Origin of the sequence: Streptomyces sp. NPDC020379 (assembly GCF_044387105.1) — a bacterium.
Lineage (GTDB): Bacteria > Actinomycetota > Actinomycetes > Streptomycetales > Streptomycetaceae > Streptomyces.
In genome coordinates this window covers 98,599-121,028 of the sequence record NZ_JBIRVR010000015.1, presented here as the reverse complement: position 1 = coordinate 121,028, position 22,430 = coordinate 98,599, and the positions used below count along the sequence as shown (strand labels likewise).

Genomic DNA, 22,430 nt, shown 5'->3' with positions numbered 1-22,430 from the left:
GCGATCGCCGTGCTCTCTCCACCCGCTTTCTTCACCCCGCGCTTTCTTTACCCCGCGCACAACCACTGAAGGAGGAGAATCGAGGGCAGAGGCACTCACTGGGGGCGCACACCGCGCTGAGCCTTGGAGGTACCCCATGCCACGGACCCGATTCGCTCCCGACCGGGGGCTGACCACCCGCATGGTGAGCACGATGTTCTTCATCGGGCTGCTCTACGTCGTCTTCGTGGGCGTGCTGGTGGTGCTGCTGCGCGGGGCCTGGCCGATCGTCCTGATTCTCGCTGGCGGCATGTTCATCGCCCAGTTCTGGTTCAGCGACAAGATCGCCGCCTTCAGCATGGGCGCGCGCGAGGTCACCCCCCAGGAGGCGCCGGAGCTGCACGGTGCCGTCGACCGGCTGTGCGCGCTCGCGGACATGCCCAAGCCGCGGGTGGCCATCGCCGACAGCGACGTGCCCAATGCCTTCGCCACCGGGCGCAACCAGAAGAACGCCCTGGTGTGCGCGACGACCGGTCTGCTGCGCAGGCTGGAGCCCGAGGAGCTGGAGGGCGTGCTCGCCCATGAGCTCTCCCACGTCGCCCACCGCGACGTGGCCGTGATGACCATCGCGTCCTTCCTGGGCGTGCTGGCCGGGATCATCACCCGCATCGGCCTGTGGGGCGGCTTCCGCCGCGCGGGCGGCCGCGATCAGAACACCGCGCTCCTGATGGTGCTGATCCCGCTGGTCAGCGCGGTCGTCTATGCCATCAGCTTCCTGCTCACGCGGCTGCTGTCCCGCTATCGTGAGCTGTCGGCCGACCGCGCGGGCGCCCTGCTGACGGGCAGGCCCTCGGCGCTGGCGTCCGCGCTGACCAAGGTCACCGGGCAGATGGCGCAGATCCCGACGCGCGACCTGCGGCAGGCCGAGCCGTTCAACGCCTTCTATTTCGCGCCCGCCTTCTCCAAGGACAGCCTGAGCCGGCTGCTGTCCTCGCACCCGACGCTGGAGCAGCGACTGGACCAGCTCGGCCGGATCTCGGCAGAGCTCGGCCGCGCCTGAGCGCGCCGCACGCCCTTCGGGACCTCGGAGACTCCGGAACTTCCGGAAATCTCCGCAGCCTCCGGAAACTCGGGAAAAGGAGCTTCGCCTGTGGGATTCCTGGACACCATCCTCGGCCGCAGCAAGCCGGTCCGCCCGGACCTCGACCAGCTCTTCGCCCTGCCCTCCGCCGCCGTCACCCTTCAGGCCGGCGCCGGATTCACCCCGACGGGGCTGGGATCGGTGTGCTTCGCGAGCGTGGAGGGCGGGGCGTTCGGCCGGCTTCAGCAGGACGTCCGGGAGCTGCTGGACGCCGATACGGAGCGCGGCGGGGCACCCGTGGAGTTCAGCCAGGACGGCTACGGCTACACCTGGCTGCTCGCCCGGCAGCCGGCCGACGACGTGGCGGGCCTGGTGAACGACCTGCACGCCGTCAACACCCTGCTCCAGGAAGGCGGTTTCGGACCGCAGCTGCTCTGCTCGCTGCTCGGCTTCCGGGACGATGGCGGGCGTTCGCTGGCGCTCGTCTATCTCTACAAGCGCGGCACCTTCTATCCCTTCGCGCCGATGCCGGGCGGGGGCGACAAGCGGGACAACTCTCTGGAGCTGCAGGCCCGGGCGCTGCTGACGAACGACCTGCGGATCGAGGAGGACCTGGCGCGGTGGTTCCCCGTGTGGGGTGCGCCCGGCCTCGATTGACGGTGCGTCACGTCTCCTTCGCTGCCGCGATCTCGTCGGCTGCCCAGCGGGCCCACTCCTCGCGCATCGCGGTGAAACGCAGCCCGTACTCCAGGGCCAGCCGGCCGTTGACCGACAGGGGGTCGTCGCCCCAGTCGACCTTCTTCTCCAGCTCCTCCAGTGCGCCGTGCTGCCCGGCGGCGCGGTCCGCCTCGCCGAGGAGGTAGGCCGTCGCCTCCAGCGGCGTGAGGTGGTTGAGGAAGAAGACGCGCAGCAGCGCGTCGCTCCGGCGAGCCTGCTGCGGGTCCGGCTCGGTGAGCCAGCTGTGCAGCTCGGCGCGGCCCGCTTCGGTGATGGCGTACTCCTTGCGGCCGCGGGGGCCTTCCGCCGCGACCTCCAGCAGACCGCCCTTCGCGAGCTTGCCCAGCTCGCCGTAGACCTGGCTCTGGGTCGCCGGCCAGACATTGCTGAGAGAGGTCTCGAACCGCTTCATCAGGTCGTAGCCACTGGCCGGACGGTCGGCCAGCAGTCCCAGCATCGCGTGTCTCAGGCTCATGGCCTCACTCTAACTTCCACTGGTGACCGGTCAAGGCTGGACGTTCCACTACTGACATGTCATAGTTGGAACGTCGGTTGGGCGGCCAACCGGGGGGTCCACCGCATCGGCTGAGGAGAGCTCCATGAATTACCTGCGTGGCTTCATTCCCTGGATCGCGTTGGCTGTCGTCTCGTCCTGGGGCTGGCAGTGGGGCGCGGCCGTCGGGCTGGGCGCGGGTCTCCTGCTGCTGGTCAAGGACCACAAGGCGGGGGTGGCCGCCGATTCGCTGATCCTGGAGCGCAGCACAGTCCTCTTCTTCGCCGCGCTCACCACGCTGGCCTTCGCTCTCCCGCACAGCGGGCTGCGCCACTTCGTCGGGGCTCTCTCGCTGGGCTGGCTGGCCGTCACCGCCTGGGCCACGCTGGCCGTCGGACGGCCCTTCACCACGGGGACAGCCAAGCGTCAGGCGCCGCCCGAGGTCTGGGACAGCCCGGTCTTCCGCCGGATCAACGTCGTGCTCACCTCGGTGTGGGCCGGAGCCTTCGCCCTCACCGCCGCCGCCATGACCGTGGTCGCCGCCACCGGTCTCGGCAGCGAGGTGTCGATCCCGGTCCAGGTCGCCGGATTCGTCCTCCCCGCGATATTCACCGCCCGCTACCCCGACCGGGTCCGCGCCCGGCTCAGGGCGGCAGCGGCCCACTGACGGCGCGGGCGGCGGCATCAGCCGCGCGGGAGCAGGCCGTCCATCACCCGGGCCTGCACCTCGCGCTCGGCGGCGGCGGCGACAAAGTCCGCGACGTGCTCCTCCCCGACGAGCTCGCGCACGGCTTCGAGGGTGCGGGCGGGGAGCCGAAGGCTCCGGTGGGTGTGCGGCCGGGCGGCGGGGGCGGGAAGCGGCAAGGGGGCCGGTCCCGTGTTCAGGGGCTCGGCGGCCGCATCCTCCGCCGGTTCGGCGAAGGGCTCCGATCCTCCGTGCTCCTCCAGGCGGTGGCGGAGATAGCTGGTCGCCAACGAGCGCATCGCGCGGGCCAGTTCAGCGTCCACGGTCTGCTGGGCCAGCGGGCGCAGGCGGCGGACCAGCGCGGCGGCCTCGGCCGCTTCCTCGTCGGTCGGCGGGTGGTCGAAGAACGGGTGGAAGACGTGCTCGGTCGTAAAGTCCAGGAAGCGCGCGGCTATGTGCTCGACGTGGGCGCGCAGTTCGCGCAGGTGGCCGGAGATCGCGGACAGCGGCACCCCGGCGAGGTGGAGCTCGGCGGCGACGGCGAGTTCGCGAGGGCTCGGCACCACGAACTCGTCCGGCGCGTCCGCGACCGGGACCAGCACCCCGAGCCGTACGGCCTCGGAGACGGCGTCGTCGTCCTGGGCGCCGCCGAACCTCTCGTCCAGCGTCGCGCGCGTGATCCGTTCGGCCTGTTCGTCGGTCCAGGGGCCGTCGACCTCGGCGACCAGACCGAGGACCCCGCCGAGGTCACGGCCCGCGTCCCAGGCGTCCAGGAGTTCCTTGATGCTGGCGAGGGTGTAGCCGCGGTCGAGGAGACCGGCGATCCGCTGGAGCCGCGCCAGATGGGCCTCGCCGTAGACATTGGCGCGGCCGCGCCGCTCGGGCCGGGGGAGCAGCCCCCGGTCCTGATAGGCGCGGATCGTGCGGGCGGTGGCCCCGCTGTGGTGGGCGAGGTCGTCGATCCGGTACTCGACGGCCATCCGTCCCGGCGGCTCGTCGGGGTGGGGCTGTTCGAGCACCGGACCGGGGCCCGGAGCGGGCGGCACCGGTGCCGGCCCGGACTCCGGCCTTCGCATGTGCTTCGTGGTCACAGGGGCGCTCCTTACGAGATGGCCGCGCGGCCGATCGCGCCCGCCGCGGACCGTGCCGCGGGTGAGGTCGCCAGATACTCGACGGCACGGCGCAGCGACCCCTCCTGCGAGGGATGGTACGACCGCCGCAGATACCGGGGTACGGCCGAGCCGAGCTCACGCCAGCTGGGCAGCAGGCCCTTGGCCACGGCCTTGTCGTGCTCGCGCAGCGAATAGCGCAGCCGCCCCGCGAGCTGGGGGTCGTGCCGTATCAGATAGGCGGCTCCCCAGCCCCACAGGTAGAACAGCATGGGGGCGGTGAAGGCCATGCCCAGGACCCGGCGGGCATAGCGCCCGGCCTCGGCGCCGCCGCAGTGTTCGTACATGTCGAAGGCGACCGAGCGGTGTTCGACCTCCTCCGCGCCGTGCCAGCGGAGCAGGTCCAGCATGACGGGGTCGGGTCCGGCCCGGTCCAGGCCGTCCGCGTGCAGCACCCAGTTGCCCAGCACGGCGGTGAACTGCTCGATGGCGGCGATCAGCGAGAGCCGGAAGCGCAGCCACTCCCGGGCGGTCACCGGGAGGCCGAGCGGCGGCCGGTCGCCGAGCAGCGCGTCGAAGAGGAAGTCCACATGGCGGGTGTACGGGCCGGTGTCCAGGCCCTGCCGGGCGAGGTGGCCCAGCACATAGGCGTGCTGGACGCTGTGCGTGGCCTCCTGGCCCATGAATCCCTTGACGTCCTTGAGGAGTTCCGCGTCCCGCACCAGGGGCAGGGCCTCCTTGAACACCTTGACGAACCACCGCTCCCCGGCGGGCAGCAGCAGGTGCAGGACGTTGATGACGTGGGTGGCGGTGGGTTCGTCAGGGATCCAGTGCAGGGGGGTGTCGTCCCAGTCGAAGGCGACGCGGCGCGGGGCGATGGGGTGGCCGCCGCTGTGACCGTGGTTCATCTCTGCTCCTCTGCGGGCTTTCCGCTACAGCGGTGGGTCGATCCGCGCGATGGCGCGCAGCACCCGCGGTGCGAAACGGGACATGAAGCGGACGCCGTGCGCCTCGGGGGTCACGGGGACGACGGCCTGGTCGCGGAGCACGGAGCGCAGGACGGCGTCGGCGACCTTCTCCGGGGGGTAGTTGCGCCTGCCGTACGCCCGGCTGGCCTTCTCCCGGCGGCGTCGCTGCTCCTCCTCCGGGACGCCCGTGAAGCGCGCGGTCCCGGTGATGTTGGTGTTGACCAGGCCGGGACAGATCGCGGTGACCCCGATGCCCTGGCCGGCCAGTTCGGCGCGGAGGCTCTGGCTGAGCATCAGCACGGCCGCCTTGGAGGTGCTGTAGGCCGAGAGTGTCTTGAAGGGCTGGAAGGCCGCGGCGGAGGCGGTGTTGACGATGTGGCCGCCCTGCCCGCGCTCGGCCATCTGCTTGCCGAAGATCCGGCAGCCGTGGATGACGCCCCACAGATTGACGTCGAGGACCTTCCGCCAGTCCTCCGCGGAGGTGTCCAGGAAGGCCCCGGACAGCCCGATGCCGGCGTTGTTGACCAGCACGTCCACCACGCCGTACTCGGCGGCGACCTTCGCGGCCAGCTTCTCCATGGCGTGCTCGTCCGCGACGTCGGCGCACTCGCCCCATGCCTCGGGGGCGCCGATCAGCCGTGCCATCTCGGCCGTGCGCGTGGCGCCCTCCGCGTCCAGGTCGACCGCGACGACCCGCGCGCCCGCTTCCGCGAAGGCGAAGGCGGTGGCCCGGCCGATGCCGCTGGCCGCGCCGGTCACCAGCACCAGCCGGCCGCCGAACGCCTGGGCGTAGGGGCTGCCGGCCACGGCCCGCCGCACCCCGCGCGCCACCGGGCCCCGCGCCCCGGCGGCGCCCTCGGCGCCGCCCCGCTCATGGAGGGTGACGAACTCGGCGATCCAGGCCGAGAGTTGATCGGGGCGCGTCCGCGGCACCCAGTGCTTCGCGGCCAGGGTGTGCCGGACGAGGCCCGGCGCCCACTGCTCCAGGTCGTCGTAGACCCGCACCGACAGGAAGGCGTCGCCGGTCGGGGTGATCAGCTGCACCGGCGCGTGGGCGTAGGCGTCGGTGCGCGGCCTGCGCAGGCGGGGCCGGACGTTGTCGCGGTACAGCCACGCGCCGTGCGCCGCGTCGTCGGGCAGCGAGGGCGTCGGATAGCCGTCGGAGGGGACCTTCTCCGAGCGCTCCAGGATCTTCGGCCACTGCTTCATGAACGGCCCGCGCATCACCGCCTCCGGCACGGCCGGGGCGTGCAGCGCCGAGACGTACCAGGACCGGGCGCCCTGGCCGAGCAGGTGGGCCACACGGCGCGGGGTCGGCCGGGTGAGGCGCTTCCTGAACCAGAGCGCGAGGTGGTCGAGGCCCGGGCCGGAGACGGAGGTGAAGGACGCGATCCGCCCCTCCGTGCGCCGCACCGTCACGAACTCCCAGCCCTGCACGGACCCCCAGTCGTGCCCGACCACGTGCACCGGGGCGTCCGGGCTCACCGCGTCCGCGACCGCCAGGAAGTCGTCCGTGAGCTTCTCCAGCGTGAACCCGCCGCGCAGGGGCCGCGGTGCCGTGGAACGCCCGCAGCCGCGCACGTCGTACAGCACCACGTGGAAGCGGTCCCGCAGCCGCGTGGCGACCGCCGACCAGACCTCCTTGCTGTCCGGATAGCCGTGCAGCAGCACCACCGTGGGCCGCTCGGCGTCGCCCAGCTCGGCGACGCACAGCTCGATCCCGCCCGTGCGGACCCGGCGCTCCCGCGCGCCCTCGAGTCCGGTGTCGTGTCCGGTCATGCGGCCCTCTCCCCTTGCGCGCGCCGCACGTGCGGCAGATCGTCGTCGAGCCAGAAGGCGCTCTCCTCGGGATCCCGGGAGTCGGTGACCACCAGGAGCTCCTCGAACTTCACGCCGGTGCCCCGGAAGCCGATGTGGGGCTCGACCGCCCACAGGCCCGGCCGGGGCGGGTGGTCGGAGAAGCGGTGCGGGCTCCACAGCGGCGACCAGCCCTCCCGGTGCCCGCGGACGGCGTCGGAGGCCAGCCCTTTGAGCGCCTGGGTGCCGAACCCGAAGAGCCGGGGTGACCAGCGGCGCTCCCGCGCGCGGCCCACCTTGTGGGCGATGACGCCGAAGGGATACGCGCGGTGCCGGTTGGCGTAGCCGTGGCGGACCATGAGGCGGTCCACGTTCTCGTAGATCTCGCGCAGGGAGCGCCGCTCGCGCACCTCGCGCAGGATCAGCTCGCGGTACGCCGGGAGATCCGCCGTCATCCGCTCGTGCAGCGGATCGGGCCCCAGGCAGCCCGCGTAGCCGATGTCGGCGGTGAAGCCGCCGTGCACCGGGGCCATGTCGAGGATGAACGGCATCCCCGGCTCCAGCCCGCGGTCCGTCGGGAAGAACTGGAGCGGCACCCGGAACCCGACGAACGCCGTGCGGTCTCCGAACCACGCGAAGGGCAGGTGGAACCAGTCCCGCACGCCGCGCTCGCGCAGCCACTCCCGCTGCATCCGCGCCGCCTCGCGCTCGGTCACCCCCGGCCGCAGCTGTGCCGCCACCGCCTCGGCGCAGTCGTACGCGAGGCGCTGCACCTGCCTGAACCCCCGCAACTCCGCGGTGAGTTCCCGAGCCACTGCTGAGGTCATCGTCAACCGTCCGTCCCGCCTGCCGGGGCCCCCGGACAGCAGCCGGAGGAGCGTCCGCAACTTGACACTGATGAATGTGACAATGCTCCGCGGCTGCGTCAAGGGTTGTGCACGGCCTGTGGATAACTTTCGGTAACCCCTGGGCCGTGGCTCCCCTCCCTTCGGCGCCCCCGCCTCCCCTACGGGCATGTCAGACCCGAGGACTACGCGCATCCCCTCATCTGGGCTGACGACCGCTGTGGCGCGGGCCACTAACGTCGAGGGCGTGACTGTGATCGCTACCGAAAGCCTCAGCAAGCGGTTCCCCCGGGTGACCGCGCTCGACCGGCTGTCCGTCGACATCACGCCGGGCGTGACCGGCCTGGTGGGTGCCAACGGAGCCGGCAAGTCCACGCTGATCAAGATCCTGCTCGGCCTGTCCCCGGCCACCGAGGGCCGCGCCCGGGTGCTCGGCCTCGACGTGGCGACCGAGGGCGCCGCCATCCGCGAGCGGGTCGGCTATATGCCCGAGCACGACTGCCTGCCGCCGGACGTCTCGGCGACGGAGTTCGTCGTCCACATGGCGCGGATGTCCGGGCTGCCCGCGAGCGCCGCCCGTGAGCGCACCGCCGACACCCTGCGCCACGTGGGGCTCTACGAGGAGCGGTACCGCCCCATCGGCGGCTATTCGACGGGCATGAAGCAGCGGGTCAAGCTGGCCCAGGCGCTCGTCCACGACCCCCAGCTGGTGCTGCTGGACGAGCCGACCAACGGCCTCGACCCGGTCGGCCGTGACGAGATGCTCGCCCTGATCCGCCGGGTGCACTCCGACTTCGGTATCTCGGTCCTGGTCACCTCCCACCTGCTCGGCGAGCTGGAGCGCACCTGCGAGCAGGTCGTCGTCATCGACGGCGGCAAGCTGCTGCGGTCCTCCACCACCGCCGAGTTCACCCAGGCCACGGGCTCGCTCGCGGTCGAGGTCACGGACTCCGACGCGCATCCGGACGGCACGTCCGCCCTCATCGGGGCGCTGGCGGCGGCCGGGCTGACGGTCCAGCCCGTGGGCCGCGCCGCCGAGTTCGCCGCGGCCGGCTCCGGCCATGTCGTGCTGGTCGACGTCGCCGGCGACGACACCTACGACACCGTGCGCGACGCGGTGACCGATCTCGGCCTCGGCCTGGTCCGCATGGAACAGCGCAGGCACCGCATCGCGGAGGTCTTCCAGAGCGCCGACAGCGCACACGAAAGGGGCAGCTCCGATGCCGCCTGAGAGCATCACGGCGCCCGCCCAGGACGTCATCCACAACATCGGCTACCGCAACTACTCCGGGCCCCGCCTCGGCCGCGCGTACGCGCGCCGCTCGCTCTTCTCGCAGAGCCTGCGCGGCGCCTACGGCCTCGGCCGGTCGGCGAAGTCCAAGGTCCTGCCGATGACCCTGTTCGGCGTGATGTGCGTCCCCGCCGCCATCATGGTCGCCGTCGCCGTGACGACGAAGGCGACCAAACTGCCGGTGGAGTACACGCGTTACGCGATCATCCTCCAGGCCGTCATCGGCCTCTACCTCGCCGCGCAGGCCCCGCAGTCCGTCTCGCGCGACCTGCGGTTCAAGTCGATCCCGCTCTATTTCTCGCGGCCGATCGAGCGGATCGACTACGTGGTGGCCAAGTTCGCCGCGATGGCCTCCGCCCTGTTCATCCTCACCGCGGCGCCCCTGCTGATCCTCTACGTCGGCGCCCTGCTCGCCAAGCTGGACTTCACCGCGCAGACGGAGGGTTTCGTGCAAGGGCTGGTCTCCGTGGCACTGCTGTCCCTGCTCTTCGCCGGGCTCGGCCTGGTGGTCGCCGCCGTCACACCGCGCCGCGGCTTCGGCGTCGCCGCCGTCATCGCCGTGCTGACGATCTCCTACGGCGCGGTCTCCACCGTGCAGGGCATCGCGCTCGCCCGCGACAGCACCGAGGCGATCAGCTGGATGGGCCTGTTCTCGCCGATCACCATCATCGACGGGGTCCAGACGGCGTTCCTCTCGGCCACCTCCGCCTTCCCCGGCGGCAACGGCCCCGGCACCGGAACCGGTGTCGTCTACGCCGTCGTCCTGCTCGCGCTGATCGCCGGATCGTTCGGGCTGCTGCTGCGCCGCTACCGAAAGGCCGGGCTGTGACCGCCCTCCCGCCGCCCACCGCCACCCTCCGAAGGAATGGGCCGCGCCCATGACGACTCTGCACATCGACAACGTCTCCCGCTGGTTCGGCAATGTGGTCGCCGTCAACGACGTCTCCATGACCGTCGGCCCCGGCGTCACCGGTCTGCTCGGCCCCAACGGCGCCGGGAAGTCCACCCTCATCAACATGATGGGCGGCTTCCTCGCGCCCTCCACCGGCACCGTCACCCTCGACGGGAAGACCATCTGGCGCAACGAGCAGGTCTACCGCGAGATCGGCCTCGTCCCCGAGCGCGAGGCGATGTACGACTTCCTGACCGGCCTGGAGTTCGTCCGCGCCAACGCCGAGCTGCACGGCCTGGGCGCCAAGGAGGCCCAACGGGCGCTCGCCACGGTCGAGATGGAGTACGCGCAGGACCGCAGGATCGACACGTACAGCAAGGGCATGCGCCAGCGGGTGAAGATGGCCTCCGCGCTTGTCCACGAGCCGTCCGTGCTCCTCCTCGACGAGCCGTTCAACGGCATGGACCCGCGGCAGCGCATGCAACTGATGGACCTGCTGCGCCAGATGGGCGCCGAGGGCCGCACCGTGCTGTTCTCCTCCCACATCCTGGAGGAGGTCGAGCAGCTCGCCGCCCACATCGAGGTGGTCGTCGCGGGACGGCACGCGGCCTCCGGCGACTTCCGCAAGATCCGTCGGCTGATGACGGACCGGCCGCACCGCTATCTGGTGCGCTCCAGCGACGACCGGGCCCTCGCCGCCGCGCTCATCGCCGACGCGTCGACCTCGGGCATCGAGGTGGACGTCCAGGAGGGCGCGCTGCGCGTCCAGGCCGTCGACTTCGACCGCTTCACCACGCTGCTGCCGCGGCTCGCCCGCGCGCACGGTATCCGGCTCCTGACGGTCTCGCCCTCCGACGAGTCCCTGGAATCGGTCTTCTCCTATCTCGTAGCGGCCTGAAAGGAGCCCTGGCGCCATGTATCACCCGACCGTCGCCCGGCTCACCTACCGGGGGCTCCTCGGCCGCCGCCGTGCCTTCATCCTCTTCGCGCTGCCCGCGCTCCTTATCGTCATCTCCGCCGTCATCCGCGCGCTGACCGGAGCCGACGACGACACCGCGACCAACGTCCTGGGCGGCTTCGCGCTGGCCACCATGGTGCCGCTCATCGGCGTGATCGCCGGTACGGGAGCGATCGGCCCGGAGATCGACGACGGCTCGGTGATCTATCTGCTCTCCAAGCCGGTCCCGCGCCACACGGTCATCCTCACCAAGCTGATCGTCGCCATCGGCGTCACCGTGGCCTTCTCGGCGGTGCCCACCCTGATCGCGGGCTTCTTGCTGAACGGCAACAGCCGGCAGATCGCCGTGGCCTACGCGGTGGCCGCCGCGGTCGCCTCCGTCGCCTACAGCGCGATCTTCCTGCTGCTGGGTACCGTCACCCGGCACGCCGTCGTGGCGGGTCTCGTCTACGCCCTGGTGTGGGAGTCGCTCTTCGGCAGCCTCATCCCCGGCGCCCGCACGCTCAGCGTCCAGCAGTGGTCGCTCGCCCTCGCGCAGAAGATCGGCGCGGAGGGCGCAGTCAGTTCGGATGTCGGCCTGCCCGTCGCGGTCACCTTGCTGATCGCCGTCACCGCCGCGGCGACCTGGTACGCGAGCCGGAAGCTGCGCACGCTCACGCTCGCCGGCGAGGAGTGACACCCGGACGGACGAGGTAAGGGGCGGTCTCCATAGGAGACCGCCCCTTACCTCTCGCCAAGTCGCCGCCTACACGCGCCCGTCCAGCAGCGCTCGCGCCAGGTCCAGCTGCACCGGCGAGAGCGCGACGACCTCGCCGTCCTCGGCGTCCTCTATGTCCCACAAGGCGTTCTGGAGCACCCTCCCGAGCGTCCAGCGCGCCGCGCGCCGCCGGTCCAGGCCGAGCACCTCGGTCATCAGGTCGAAGCGGCGCAGGACCGCCCGTGTCACGTCACCGGTCGCGGCGAGGTCGTCCCACCGGTCGTGCATGGCGGGCAGCAGCTCGAAGCCGGGGTCGCCCACGAGCGGCTTGGGGTCGATGGCCAGCCAGGGCTCCCGGCCGGAACCGGGCAGCGGCGCCAGCACGTTGGCGTAGTGCAGGTCCCAGTGGAGCAACCGCCCTTCGCCGGGCTCGGCGGCCACCTCCCGTACGGCGGCCGCGCAGTCGGCCATCACACGGCGCTCGGCGGCGTCGGGCACGGCGGGCAGTGCGGAGGGCACTTCGGCCAGCATCGCGGCGCTGACGTCGGCCAGAGTGCGCAGCCCGGCCGGGGCGGGGGTCTTGAGCAGCCGGGCGAGCAACTCGGAGAGCGTACGGACGGCGTCCTCGGCATCCGGCACGGACAGCAGGGAGCGGTCGGCGTCCAGCCGCTCCAGCAGCATCGTGCCGGACTCCGCGTCGTGGTCGAGGAGGGCGACGGCGCCGTCGCCGCCCCAGGCGCGCAGCGCGGCCGGTTCGTCGACGCTCTCGTCGGTGACCGGCTGGAGCTTGAGCGCGGCCCGGGAGCCGTCCGCGCGGCGTACGGGCAGGACGAGCGCGACCATGCCGTGCGAGGCCGGACCGTCGAGCCGCAGCCCCCAGCGGTCCAGGAAGTCCGCCGCGAGGTCCGGCAGGGCGGCGACCCAGGCGCGCCCCACCTCTCCGTCGAAGGTGTCGTGGAAGCCGGCGAGTTCGGCGGGGACGGTGATCCGGGAAGGCACGTACATGGGTGGCGCACTCCTCGTGACAGGTGGGAGGCCCCGGGGGCCTCCCTGTCATCCCAACGTCTCAGATCTTCCGATCGCGCCCGGCTCCCAGCCCGAGACACAGCAGACCCGCGCAGACCACGAGCAGCACCGCGATCGGTACGGTCCAGCCGCCGGTCGCCTGGTGCACGGCGCCGAGGGCGAACGGGCCGACGGCGGCCAGCAGATAGCCCCAGGTCTGGGCCATGCCCGACAGCCTGGCCGCCGTGTGCGCGTCGCGGGTGCGCAGCACCATCATCGTCAGCGCGAGCCCCAGGGCGCCGCCCTGTCCCACGCCGAGCAGCGTCGCCCAGAGCCAGGCGCCGGCGACCGGCGCCACGAGCAGGCCCGCGACACCGGCCGCCATGAACACCACGACACCGGCCGCCAGCGACCGCTGGGAGCGCATCCGGCCGGCGAGCATCGGCACCACGAACGAGCCGACGGCCTGCACCAGCGTGCTGAACGCGAAGACGAGTCCGGCCTGCGCCTTGCTCATCCCGTGGTCGGTGAAGATCGTCGGCAGCCAGGCGATGATCACGTACGCCACGAGCGACTGCGAGCCCATGAACAGCGTGATCTGCCAGGCAAGCGGGATGCGGGTCAGCCGCGGTCCGTCATCGGCCGTCCGGGGCGCCGGGGCGGCCCCTGGGCGCTCCGTCGCGGCCTGGCGGGCGGCGCCACGGGCGAGGACGGCCTGCGGGGCCCACGCGGCCGCCGCGACGGCCGCCAGCACCGCCCAGGAGGCGAGTGAGCCCTGCCAGCCGCCGAGCGCGTTCTCCAGCGGCACGGCGCCGGCGGCGGAGACGGTGGCGCCGAGGATCATCGCGGTCGAGTAGAGCGCGGTCATGCCCGCCGCCCGCTCGGGGAAGTCCCGCTTGATCAGGCCGGGCATCAGGACGTTGAGCAGGGCTATCGCGGTGCCGACGAGCGCGCAGCCGACGAACAGCGCGACGACCGGCGGCGCGATGCGCAGCAGGATGCCGCCGCACAGCAGGACGAGCGCGCCGCAGAGGACGGCCTCCGTGCCCCACCGGCGGGCCAGTTTCGGCGCGAGGATCGAGCCGAGCCCCATGAAGACGAGCGGAATGGTGGTCACCAGACTGCTCGCGGTCGCCGCCAGGTGGAAGTGGTCGCCGATCTCACCGAGCAGCGGCGACACACCGGCCAGCGCGGCCCGCATGTTGAGCGAGGCCAGGACGATGCCCAGCAGGACGAGCAGGGGGTGGGCCCGCATCCGCCGGGCGGCGGCAGCGGGTGGCGCGAACTCCCCGGCGGCCACGGCGTCTTCCGTGACGGTCAGTGGTGCTTGCGACCTCGTTTCGGACATGGGGGCCTTTCCAGGGAGTGCGGTGGTACGTGAGGGGGCGTGGTGAGCGGGCGGTCAGCTCTCCGAGAGGAGCGACTCCACCGCCTGCTTCGGACGTTCGAGCAGCAGGCGGCAGGCGTGTGCCGCCGCGTCCGGGTCGCCGGAGGCGATGGCGGTCATGAGGGCGTGGTGGTCGCCGTGGAGGACGCGCGGCATCTCGCGGTCGTCGAGTGCGGTGAGCAGGGCCTCGCGCACGGAGCTGCTGAACCACGAGTAGGTGGCGGACAGCGCGCTGTTGTGGGCGGCGTCCACGACAGCCTTGTGGAACTCGATGTCGTGGTCCGCGTAGAGCTCCAGATCGCCCGAGCCGGGCTGGCCCTCGGTGTCCTCCAGGGCCTCCTGCGCGTCCAGCGCGGCACGCATCCGTTCCAGGTCGGCGGGCTCGTGCCGGAGCGCCGCGAGCCGGGCGGCCTCCGCCTCCAGGGCGATGCGCAGCTCCAGGACGTCCCGGATGCCCGCGCGCCGCACTCCGCGCATGATCTCGGCGGGGTCGGCCATGGAGACGACGAAGGTGCCCTCGCCCTGGCGGGAGCGCAGCATCCCGGCGTGCACGAGGACGCGGACGGCCTCGCGGACGGTGTTCCGTCCGACCTGGAGCTGCTCGGCGAGCGCGTGCTCGGTCGGGATGCGCTCGCCGACCTTCCACTCCCCGGCGGCGACCTGCGCGCGCAACTGATCCACGACGGTGTCCACCAGGGACTGCCGTCCCGCCGCACGCAGTGCCATTCCGCTGCTCCTCTTGCCGTTTTCCCCGACTCAACCGGTTGCCCAGTCATCCTACAACTGCGCGCGAGCGCTCTTCGGGCTACCTTCGGAGGGTGCTCCGCAGCGAACCCTGCCTCCGGATGTACGCCCGGATGTCCGCCTGGGTGCGGTCGGCGCCCGGTACCCACATCTGGCTGCTGATCATCGGCGTCACCAGCCTCGTCATCGCCGCGGCCAGCCAGGGCCTGGAGACGTTCCTCCTGCACCGCAACAGCAGCAACATCCACGAGCTGAACAAGCACCCCGTGCAGTCGCTGCTGATCAGCGGCTTCTGGATCGAGAACCCGTCGTCGTTCCTGCTCTACGTCGTGCTCTTCGAGATCTTCCACGCCAATGTCGAACGCTGGATCGGCACCCTGCGCTGGCTCGTCACGGTCACCGTCGCGCACATCGTGGCCACGCTCGTGAGCCAGGAGGTCGTGCTGCTGTCGATCCAGGAGCACGCGCTGCCCCGCTCGATGAAGCACGTTGTCGACATAGGCGTCTCGTACGGGCTGGCGGCGGCGGCCGGGCTCCTCGTCCACCGCGTGCCGCGGCCCTGGCGGTGGCCGTGTCTGGCGGGCGTGGTGCTCTTCTTCGCGGTGCCGCTGCTGACCGGCGGGACGTACACGGACTTCGGCCACGCGATCGCGCTGGCGATCGGGCTGGCGTGCGGGCCGCTGGCGCGCGGCCGCCCGCCGTGGGACTTCGCCGCGGGCCGCGAGCATCTGCGGAGGGCCTGTGAGCCTCTCCGCGGGCGGGGGACCGGCGTCAGGTGAAGCGGGAGACCGGTCAGGGTGGAGCGGGCCGGCCTCAGGCGAGGCGCGGGACGCGCCTTCAGGCGAAGAGGCGGTCCAGGACCGTCGCGATGCCGTCGTCCTCGTTGGAGTCCGTGACCTCGTCCGCCACGGATTTCAGCTCCTGGTGAGCGTTGGCCATCGCCACACCGTGTGCCGCCCAGGCGAACATCGGGACGTCGTTCGGCATGTCGCCGAAGGCGATCGTGTCCGCCGCCTTCATGCCGAGGCGGCGCGCTGCGAGCGAGAGGCCGGTGGCCTTGCTCAGGCCCAGCGGCAGCAGCTCGACTATCCCGGCGCCCGCCATGGTCACGCCCACCAGGTCACCGGCGACGGCGCGCGCGACCTCGGCGAGGCCGTCGTCGTCCAGGTCGGGGTGCTGGAGGTAGAGCTTGTTCAGCGGCGCGGCCCACAGGCCGGCCGGGTCCGTGATCGGGACGGCCGGCAGCGGGCCCTCCTGGATGCGGTAGCCGGGGCCGACCAGGACGTCGCCGTCCATGCCGTCGCGGCTGGCCGCGAGGTAGAGCGGCCCGACCTCCGCCTCGATCTTGGCGAGCGCCAGCCCGGCGAGCTGCCGGTCCAGCGTCACCGACGTCAGCAGTCTGTGCTCACCCGCGTGATAAACCTGCGCGCCCTGCCCGCACACCGCGAGCCCCTGATAGTCCAGGGAGTCGAGGATGTGCTTCGTCCACGGGACGGAGCGCCCGGTGACGATGATGTGCGAGGCGCCCGCCGCCGTCACCCGTTCGAGCGCGGCGCGGGTGCGCTCCGAGACGGTGTCGTCGGAGCGCAGCAGCGTGCCGTCGAGATCGGTCGCGATCAGGCGGTAGGGCAGCTCAGTCACGGTGTCGTCCTCGCTCTCCCCCGGACTCCGTCCGGGGGCACCCCCATCCGCCCGCGTGGCGCAGCGGTGCGGCCATCGTCGTCGTCCACGGCCCGGCGGCCACGCGTGCGCAGCTCACCGGGCGAGAGGCTCCAGGATCTCCCGGCCGCCCAGGTACGGGCGGAGCACCTCCGGCACGCGCACGGTGCCGTCGGCCTGCTGGTGGTTCTCCAGGAGCGCCACGATCGTGCGCGGGACGGCGCAGAGCGTGCCGTTGAGCGTCGCCAGCGGCTTGACGGTCTTGCCGTCGCGCATGCGCACCGACAGGCGGCGCGACTGGAACTCGTCGCAGTTGGACGTCGACGTCAGCTCGCGGTACTTCCCCTGGGTGGGGATCCACGCCTCGCAGTCGAACTTGCGCGAGGCGGACGAGCCCAGGTCACCCGTGGCGACGTCGATCACCTGATAGGGCAGCTCCAGGCTGTTCAGCCACTGCTTCTCCCACTCCAGCAGGCGCGCGTGCTCCGCCTCGGAGTCCTCCGGCGCGACGTACGAGAACATCTCGACCTTGTCGAACTGGTGGACCCGGAAGATGCCGCGGGTGTCCTTGCCGTACGTGCCGGCCTCGCGGCGGAAGCACGGCGAGAAGCCGGCGTAGCGCAGGGGCAGCTGCGACGCGTCCAGGATCTCGTCCATGTGGTACGCCGCGAGCGGCACCTCGGAGGTGCCCACCAGATAGAAGTCGTCCTTCTCCAGGTGGTAGACGTCCTGCGCGGCCTGGCCGAGGAAGCCGGTGCCCTCCATGGCGCGCGGCTTGACCAGCGCGGGGGTGAGCATCGGCGTGAAACCGGCCGCGGTGGCCTGCGCGATGGCGGCGTTGACGAGGGCGAGCTCCAGCAGCGCGCCGACGCCCGTCAGGTAGTAGAAGCGCGAGCCGGACACCTTGGCGCCGCGCTCGACGTCGATGGCGCCGAGCGCCTGGCCGAGCTCCAGGTGGTCCTTGGGCTCGAAGCCCTCGGCGGCGAAGTCGCGGGGGGTGCCGACGGTCTCCAGGACGACGAAGTCGTCCTCGCCGCCGCGCGGGACGTCCGGGTGGACGATGTTGCCGATCCGGAGCAGAAGGCGCTGCGCCTCGGCGGCGGCCTCGTCCTGCTCGGCGTCGGCGGCCTTGACGGCGGCGGACAGCTCGCCGGCCCGCTTCAGCAGCTCGGCCTTCTCGTCACCGGCGGCCTTGGGGATGAGCTTGCCGAGCGACTTCTGCTCGGAGCGGAGTTCGTCGAAGCGGACGCTGGACGACCTGCGCCGTTCGTCGGCGGAGAGCAGCGCGTCGACGACGTCGACGTCCTCTCCACGGGCGCGCTGGGAGGCGCGCACACGGTCGGGGTCCTCACGAAGCAGGCGAAGGTCAATCACCCCACCAGGCTACCGTTGCGGGCGCGATCACTCGACGCGATATTCCCCTTCGTTGCGTTTTGTCCCATTTTGGGGAGAGTGGAAAAGGCTGTGAATAACCGGGCCCGCCGCCGTGCCGGGAAATTCCAGCGCTTTTGGCGAAATGGGGCATAGAGACGGCCCGGTGGGTCGATCGGCCTTGTGGGCAGCGGGAGTTGACGGAGCTGTTGTCCACAGGAGCCGGATCCTCCGTTTTCTTTGTCCACAGGCTGTGCGCGAAATCTGTGGACACTGGAATCGAACGTTCCATCCGGGCCTCTCCGGCACCATGAATTGCCCACCCAAACCCCGCTTAGCCACTCATTCGGGTGGTATTGCCTCGCTCTAAAGGGTTGATAGCCGGTATTCGGCTGACGAACGAGGGGTGTTGGGCACACAGGGTGCGGCTTGGCGCTGTGGATGACGGGCCTGTGGTTAGAGCGATTTGTCGACCTTGGGCGACCGGATCGCGCTTCGGGACCCTCGATCTGTCGACTTATCCCCAGGGTGGGGGGATCCTGTGGATAACCCTGTGGATCATGATCTTGGGCGGCTCTGCCGAAGATCGTCGATCATACGCGGGTCGATCAGGCCCCGTCGGCGTCGAGCCCGCCGTCCGCGCACCGCGCCAGCCACTCCGCCGCCTCCAGGAACGCGCTGTCCGACGTCCCGGGCCGCGGCGCCGGCGTCGCCTCCGTGCCCGCTCGCGGATACGAGCCCAGAAAGCGCACCTTCGGGAACGTCCGCTTGAGTCCCATCAGCGCCTCGCCCACCCGGCGGTCGGTGATGTGCCCCTCGCAGTCCACCGAGAAGCAGTAGCGGCCCATGCCCTCGCCCGTCGGCCGCGACTCGATCCGCATCAGGTTCACCCCGCGCGCCGCGAACTCCTGGAGCAGCTCCAGCAGCGCGCCCGGATGGTCGTCGCCGAGCCAGACGACCAGCGACGTGCGGTCCGAGCCGGTGCGCGCCGACGGCCGCGCCGGGCGCCCGGCGAGCACGAAGCGGGTCTGCGCATTCTGCGCGTCGTGGATGTCCTTGACCAGCGGCTCCAGCCCGTACGTCGCCGCCGCGAACTCGCCCGCGAACGCCGCGTCGTAGCGCCCCTCCCGCACCAGGCGCGCGCCGTCCGCGTTGGACGCGGAGGACTCCCACACGGCGTCCGGCAGGTGCGCGGCCAGCCACTTGCGCACCTGCGGCTGTGCCACGGGGTGGCCGGTCACCGTCTTGATGCCGGCCAGCCGCGTGCCGGGGCGCACCAGCAGCGCGAAGGCGATCCGGAGCAGCACCTCGCGGTAGATCATCAGCGGCGCGCCGGTGGCGAGTTCGTCCAGGGTCGCGGTGACCCCGCCCTCCACGGAGTTCTCGATCGGCACGAGCGCCGCCGCGGCCTCGCCGTTGCGCACGGCGTCGAGCGCGGCCGGCACGGAGACCATGGGCACGAGCTCGCGCGTGGCCGCCTCCGGCAGCGTGCGCAGGGCGGCCTCGGTGAAGGTGCCCTCGGGTCCGAGATAGGTGTAGCGGCTGGCCGGCATCACGCGTGGCGCTCCTCGCGGTGGGTACGGGGCGGGCCCCGCCACACTACCCAGGTCTCCCCGGGTGCCCCTGGGGAAGCCGGGGCACCCGGCACCGCCCGGGGTCAGCCCTCCAGCAGGCGCTGTCCGACGTACTCGCCCTCCGCGCAGCCGCCCGGCACCGCGAAGAGCGCGCTCGACTCGTGGCGCAGGAAGCGCGAGAGGCCGTCGCCCCGGTCGAGCTTGCGCTGCACCGGGACGAAGCCCTTGCGCGGGTCCGCCTGCCAGGCGATGAAGAGCAGGCCCGCGTCCGGAGCGCCGTCGTCCAGGAAGCCGTCGTGGTAGGAGAACGCCCGTCTGAGCATCGCCGCGCCCCGGTTGGACTCCGGCGCGGCCACCCGGATGTGCGCGTCCCCGGCGATGGCCAGCGAGCCGTCCGCGCCGATCTTGTTGAGGTCGACCGGCGTTGTCTCCGTGCCGCCCGACAGCGGTGCCCCGTCCGACTTGCGCCGTCCGATCACCTTCTCCTGGCGCTCCAGGGACAGGTGGTCCCAGCTGTCGAGCAGCATGCGGATGCGCCGTACGACCGCGTAGGAACCGCCCGCCATCCAGTCGCCGGAGTCGTCGGGCACGAAGATCCGGGTGCCGAAGTCGGAGTCCGACGGCTTCGGATTGTTCGTACCGTCGATCTGGCCCATCAGATTGCGCCCGGTCATCGGCTTGGCGGTGGCGCCCGGTGTCCGGTTGAAGCCGTTCATCTGCCAGCGCGTCCGGGCGGTGTCCGCGGCCTGCTTCTGGATCAGCCGGAGCGCGTGGAAGGCGACGAGCGGGTCGTCGGCGCCGATCTGCACCCACAGGTCGCCGTCGCTCCGCTTGGCGTCGAGCGCGTCCCCGGTGAAGGAGGGCAGCGGTTCCAGCGCGGCGGGCCGCTTGGCGGCGAGCCCGGTCCGGTCGAAGAACGTACTGCCGAAGCCGAAGGTGACGGTCAGGGAGGAGGGGCCGGCGTCGAGCGCGACGCCCGTGTCGTCGCCCTTCGGCGCGTTGCCCGCCGTCAGGTCGGCCGCCGTCGCCGACCAGCGCCGCAGCAGCGCCGCCGCGGCCTTGCGGTCGGCGCCGGGGGCGAGGTCGAAGGCGAGGAGGTGGCCGCACGCCTGCGCGGGGTCGGCGATGCCCGCCTGATGTTTCCCGTGAAACGGGACGGACGTGGTGCCGACCCCGGTGAGGGGCGCCGGCTTGTCCCGGGCGGCCTCGGTGGCGAAGGCGCCGCCCGCGCCGCCCACGACGAGCCCGGCGGCACCCGCCGCTCCGGCGGTGCCCAGGAGCCGGCGGCGGCTCATTCCGTGCTTCTCGGTCTGTTCAGCCATCAGTTGATCTTCACGTTCCTGAGCTCCGTGATCTGGTCGATGTCGGAGGTCCGTACGGTCAGGGTGAGCTGCCACTCGCCCGCCATGGGGAGCTGGAAGGCGGTGGCCTCCCAGCGGCCGGGGGCGATGTGCTTGAGCGTGGCGCGCAGCGGGCCGATCTTCCGCTCGGTCCGCGTGAACGACACGTCCAGCTCCGGTACCTCAACGGCGCGACCGGCCGGGTCGGTCACGGTGACGCCGACGGTGTTGTTGCCGGAGCGGGCCGGGTCGATCCGGACGGTCGCCGTGCCGCGCCCGTTCGCGCCGCCGGTGTCGTAGGGGATCTTCACCTCGGCCGGGACCGCGTTCGCTGGGGACGCGCTGCGGGCCGCCTCCTTCTGCTCGGTCTCCGCGCGGCCCGGCTGGGTGCCGGTGAGCAGGGTGGTGACGGCGAGCAGGACGACGGCGACGGCGGTCTCGGCCAGGACGGAGCGCCGCAGTCCGCTGCGGCCCTCGTCCGCGTCGCGCCGCCGCTGTCCGGCCGCCTTCGCGACCGCGGCCCGCTGCCGGGCGAGCTGGGCGGCGCGCTCGGGGGAGGCGTCGCTCTTCCTGGGCGCCTTCGCCGCGGCCTTGGGCTTCCTGGGCTCCGCACGGTCGGTGAGCCGCCCCGTCCAGCGCCGCGAGAAGTACGCGGTCCCGACGAGGAGGGCCACCAGGCCGGCCTTGACCAGCAGCAGTTGCCCGTACTCCGTGCCGGTGAGCGCGCCCCAGGAGCCGACCTGGCGCCAGGACTGGTAGAGCCCGGTCGCCACCAGTACGCACACCGAGGTGAACGCGATCGTGGAGAAGCGCCGCACGGCCGCGCGCGTGATCGCCTCGCCGGTCCACAGCGTGGCCAGCAGCGCGGCCAGCCCGCCGAGCCACGCGGCGACGCCCAGCAGGTGCAGCACGTCGACCGGCATCGCGAGCCACGGCTGGAGCCCGGCCGAGGCGTGTTCGGCCATCGCCCAGGTCGCCGCCAGCCCGATGGCGACGACGGCGCCGCCGATCGCGAGCCCGTAGGCGACGTCCCGCCGCTCCCCGGGGCCGCGGTCGTCGTCCTCGCGGGTGTACGAGCCGAAGAGGACGGCGAGGAAGACGGCCGCGGCGCTCAGCAGGAGCAGCCGCGACAGCAGCGCGGCCCCCGGTTTGGTGGCCAGCACGTCGCTGATGAGCGAGAGTTCGACGACGGCGCCCGGCCCCTTGCCGGTCGTATAGGCGCCGCGCAGCAGTATCAGCGCGGCCGTGGAGACGAAGAGGGTGATCCAGCCGCCGACCGCGATCCGCTGCACGGCCCGCGAGGAGCGGCACACCCCGGCGAAGACGCAGCCGCCGACGAGCAGGATGAACCCGGCGTACGCGGCGTAGCGCCCGATGCCGTAGAGCGTGTCCACGGTCGGGTCGATCTTGGTGGTCGCCACCTTCGCCACCGTCTTCGACGGCGCGCCGATGGAGAAGGTGAACGCCCCGGCCACCGGGTGGCTGTCCGCGGAGACGGCCTGCCACGCCACGGTGTACGTGCCGTCTGCGATCCCGCTCCGCAGGCCCACGCCCGCGGTGTCGGACTTGCCGTCCACGTGCGCGGGCCTGCCCTCGTCGACGCGCGCCCCCCGCGGGTCGAGGACCCGCAGGGAGTCGGCGTTCAGCAGGACGCCCTCGGAGAAGGTGAGCCGCACGCGCTGGGGCGCGGCCGGCACCACCGATCCGTCGGCCGGGTCGGTGGCGGTCAGCGCGGCGTGCGCCGACGCGGTGGCCGCACCCGGGCCCAGCGCGCACAGCAGCGCGGCCAGCAGCATGCCGAAGAGGGCCGGCAGCCGCCCGGTGGTCAGGGTCCTCAT

21 protein-coding genes are annotated in these 22,430 nt (G+C 72.1%); 8 read left to right on the top strand and 13 right to left on the bottom strand.

Going from position 1 to position 22,430, the window contains the following annotated elements:
• The first annotated feature begins 136 nt into the window (after positions 1 to 136).
• The gene (htpX, locus tag ACH427_RS20655) at positions 137 to 1,039 is read left to right on the top strand and encodes a zinc metalloprotease HtpX (protein WP_398871038.1); all 903 of its coding nucleotides are present in this window, start codon (positions 137 to 139) and stop codon (positions 1,037 to 1,039) included.
• Between the two features lie 90 nt (positions 1,040 to 1,129).
• Complete coding sequence (locus tag ACH427_RS20650) at positions 1,130 to 1,717, top strand: hypothetical protein (protein WP_398871035.1); 588 nt, start codon at positions 1,130 to 1,132, stop codon at positions 1,715 to 1,717.
• A gap of 7 nt (positions 1,718 to 1,724) precedes the next feature.
• Here the strand turns inward: ACH427_RS20650 and ACH427_RS20645 are convergent, their stop codons facing one another.
• Positions 1,725 to 2,252, bottom strand: a complete 528-nt coding sequence (locus ACH427_RS20645) for a PadR family transcriptional regulator (RefSeq protein ID WP_398871033.1) — start codon at positions 2,250 to 2,252, stop codon at positions 1,725 to 1,727.
• Positions 2,253 to 2,376: 124 nt separating this feature from the next.
• On the opposite strand from ACH427_RS20645, the gene ACH427_RS20640 reads away from it, so the two are divergent.
• The gene (locus ACH427_RS20640) at positions 2,377 to 2,937 is read left to right on the top strand and encodes a hypothetical protein (protein WP_398871031.1); all 561 of its coding nucleotides are present in this window, start codon (positions 2,377 to 2,379) and stop codon (positions 2,935 to 2,937) included.
• A 17-nt stretch (positions 2,938 to 2,954) separates the two neighbouring features.
• Here ACH427_RS20640 and ACH427_RS20635 read toward each other — a convergent pair whose 3' ends face one another.
• The 4 genes from ACH427_RS20635 to ACH427_RS20620 all read right to left on the bottom strand — a co-directional run bounded on the left by ACH427_RS20635 (position 2,955) and on the right by ACH427_RS20620 (position 7,656).
• Positions 2,955 to 3,935 carry a MerR family transcriptional regulator gene (locus tag ACH427_RS20635; RefSeq protein WP_398871135.1) on the bottom strand — a complete coding sequence of 327 codons (981 nt, stop codon included), beginning with the start codon at positions 3,933 to 3,935 and terminating at the stop codon, positions 2,955 to 2,957.
• A 122-nt stretch (positions 3,936 to 4,057) separates the two neighbouring features.
• Complete coding sequence (locus ACH427_RS20630) at positions 4,058 to 4,972, bottom strand: metal-dependent hydrolase (protein WP_398871029.1); 915 nt, start codon at positions 4,970 to 4,972, stop codon at positions 4,058 to 4,060.
• 24 nt (positions 4,973 to 4,996) lie between these two features.
• The gene (locus tag ACH427_RS20625) at positions 4,997 to 6,811 is read right to left on the bottom strand and encodes an SDR family oxidoreductase (RefSeq protein WP_398871027.1); all 1,815 of its coding nucleotides are present in this window, start codon (positions 6,809 to 6,811) and stop codon (positions 4,997 to 4,999) included.
• The gene (locus tag ACH427_RS20620) at positions 6,808 to 7,656 is read right to left on the bottom strand and encodes a M24 family metallopeptidase (protein ID WP_398871025.1); all 849 of its coding nucleotides are present in this window, start codon (positions 7,654 to 7,656) and stop codon (positions 6,808 to 6,810) included. The genes ACH427_RS20625 and ACH427_RS20620 overlap by 4 nt, the downstream gene beginning before the upstream one ends.
• A 271-nt stretch (positions 7,657 to 7,927) precedes the next feature.
• On the opposite strand from ACH427_RS20620, the gene ACH427_RS20615 reads away from it, so the two are divergent.
• From ACH427_RS20615 to ACH427_RS20600, 4 genes are read left to right on the top strand one after another with little or no spacing between them, the layout of a single operon-like run.
• On the top strand, positions 7,928 to 8,905 hold the full coding sequence (locus ACH427_RS20615) for an ABC transporter ATP-binding protein (protein ID WP_398871133.1): 978 nt from the start codon (positions 7,928 to 7,930) through the stop codon (positions 8,903 to 8,905).
• Positions 8,895 to 9,794 carry an ABC transporter permease subunit gene (locus ACH427_RS20610; protein ID WP_398871023.1) on the top strand — a complete coding sequence of 300 codons (900 nt, stop codon included), beginning with the start codon at positions 8,895 to 8,897 and terminating at the stop codon, positions 9,792 to 9,794. Before ACH427_RS20615 ends, ACH427_RS20610 begins: the two co-directional genes overlap by 11 nt.
• 49 nt (positions 9,795 to 9,843) lie before the next feature.
• A complete protein-coding gene (locus ACH427_RS20605) occupies positions 9,844 to 10,755 on the top strand; it encodes an ABC transporter ATP-binding protein (RefSeq protein ID WP_398871021.1) in 912 nt (303 codons plus the stop codon).
• 16 nt (positions 10,756 to 10,771) lie between these two features.
• Complete coding sequence (locus ACH427_RS20600) at positions 10,772 to 11,491, top strand: ABC transporter permease (protein WP_398871018.1); 720 nt, start codon at positions 10,772 to 10,774, stop codon at positions 11,489 to 11,491.
• Positions 11,492 to 11,560: 69 nt separating this feature from the next.
• Here ACH427_RS20600 and ACH427_RS20595 read toward each other — a convergent pair whose 3' ends face one another.
• The 3 genes from ACH427_RS20595 to ACH427_RS20585 all read right to left on the bottom strand — a co-directional run bounded on the left by ACH427_RS20595 (position 11,561) and on the right by ACH427_RS20585 (position 14,630).
• Positions 11,561 to 12,517 carry an aminoglycoside phosphotransferase family protein gene (locus ACH427_RS20595; protein ID WP_398871017.1) on the bottom strand — a complete coding sequence of 319 codons (957 nt, stop codon included), beginning with the start codon at positions 12,515 to 12,517 and terminating at the stop codon, positions 11,561 to 11,563.
• Between the two features lie 61 nt (positions 12,518 to 12,578).
• Positions 12,579 to 13,865, bottom strand: a complete 1,287-nt coding sequence (locus ACH427_RS20590; protein WP_398871015.1) for a CynX/NimT family MFS transporter — start codon at positions 13,863 to 13,865, stop codon at positions 12,579 to 12,581.
• A 54-nt stretch (positions 13,866 to 13,919) separates the two neighbouring features.
• On the bottom strand, positions 13,920 to 14,630 hold the full coding sequence (locus tag ACH427_RS20585) for a FadR/GntR family transcriptional regulator (protein WP_398871013.1): 711 nt from the start codon (positions 14,628 to 14,630) through the stop codon (positions 13,920 to 13,922).
• 119 nt (positions 14,631 to 14,749) lie between these two features.
• On the opposite strand from ACH427_RS20585, the gene ACH427_RS20580 reads away from it, so the two are divergent.
• Positions 14,750 to 15,427 (top strand): rhomboid-like protein, encoded by a 678-nt coding sequence (locus ACH427_RS20580; RefSeq protein ID WP_398871131.1) that lies wholly within the window; start codon positions 14,750 to 14,752, stop codon positions 15,425 to 15,427.
• Between the two features lie 58 nt (positions 15,428 to 15,485).
• Here the strand turns inward: ACH427_RS20580 and ACH427_RS20575 are convergent, their stop codons facing one another.
• The 5 genes from ACH427_RS20575 to ACH427_RS20555 all read right to left on the bottom strand — a co-directional run bounded on the left by ACH427_RS20575 (position 15,486) and on the right by ACH427_RS20555 (position 22,430).
• On the bottom strand, positions 15,486 to 16,289 hold the full coding sequence (locus ACH427_RS20575; protein ID WP_398871011.1) for an HAD family hydrolase: 804 nt from the start codon (positions 16,287 to 16,289) through the stop codon (positions 15,486 to 15,488).
• A 114-nt stretch (positions 16,290 to 16,403) separates the two neighbouring features.
• Positions 16,404 to 17,681: a serine--tRNA ligase gene (gene serS / locus ACH427_RS20570; protein WP_398871009.1), complete on the bottom strand. Its 1,278-nt coding sequence runs from the start codon at positions 17,679 to 17,681 to the stop codon at positions 16,404 to 16,406.
• A gap of 605 nt (positions 17,682 to 18,286) precedes the next feature.
• The gene (gene pheA / locus ACH427_RS20565) at positions 18,287 to 19,231 is read right to left on the bottom strand and encodes a prephenate dehydratase (RefSeq protein ID WP_398871128.1); all 945 of its coding nucleotides are present in this window, start codon (positions 19,229 to 19,231) and stop codon (positions 18,287 to 18,289) included.
• Positions 19,232 to 19,335: 104 nt separating this feature from the next.
• Positions 19,336 to 20,574 carry an iron uptake transporter deferrochelatase/peroxidase subunit gene (gene efeB, locus ACH427_RS20560; protein WP_398871007.1) on the bottom strand — a complete coding sequence of 413 codons (1,239 nt, stop codon included), beginning with the start codon at positions 20,572 to 20,574 and terminating at the stop codon, positions 19,336 to 19,338.
• Positions 20,574 to 22,430, bottom strand: a complete 1,857-nt coding sequence (locus tag ACH427_RS20555; protein WP_398871005.1) for a FixH family protein — start codon at positions 22,428 to 22,430, stop codon at positions 20,574 to 20,576. The genes efeB and ACH427_RS20555 overlap by 1 nt, the downstream gene beginning before the upstream one ends.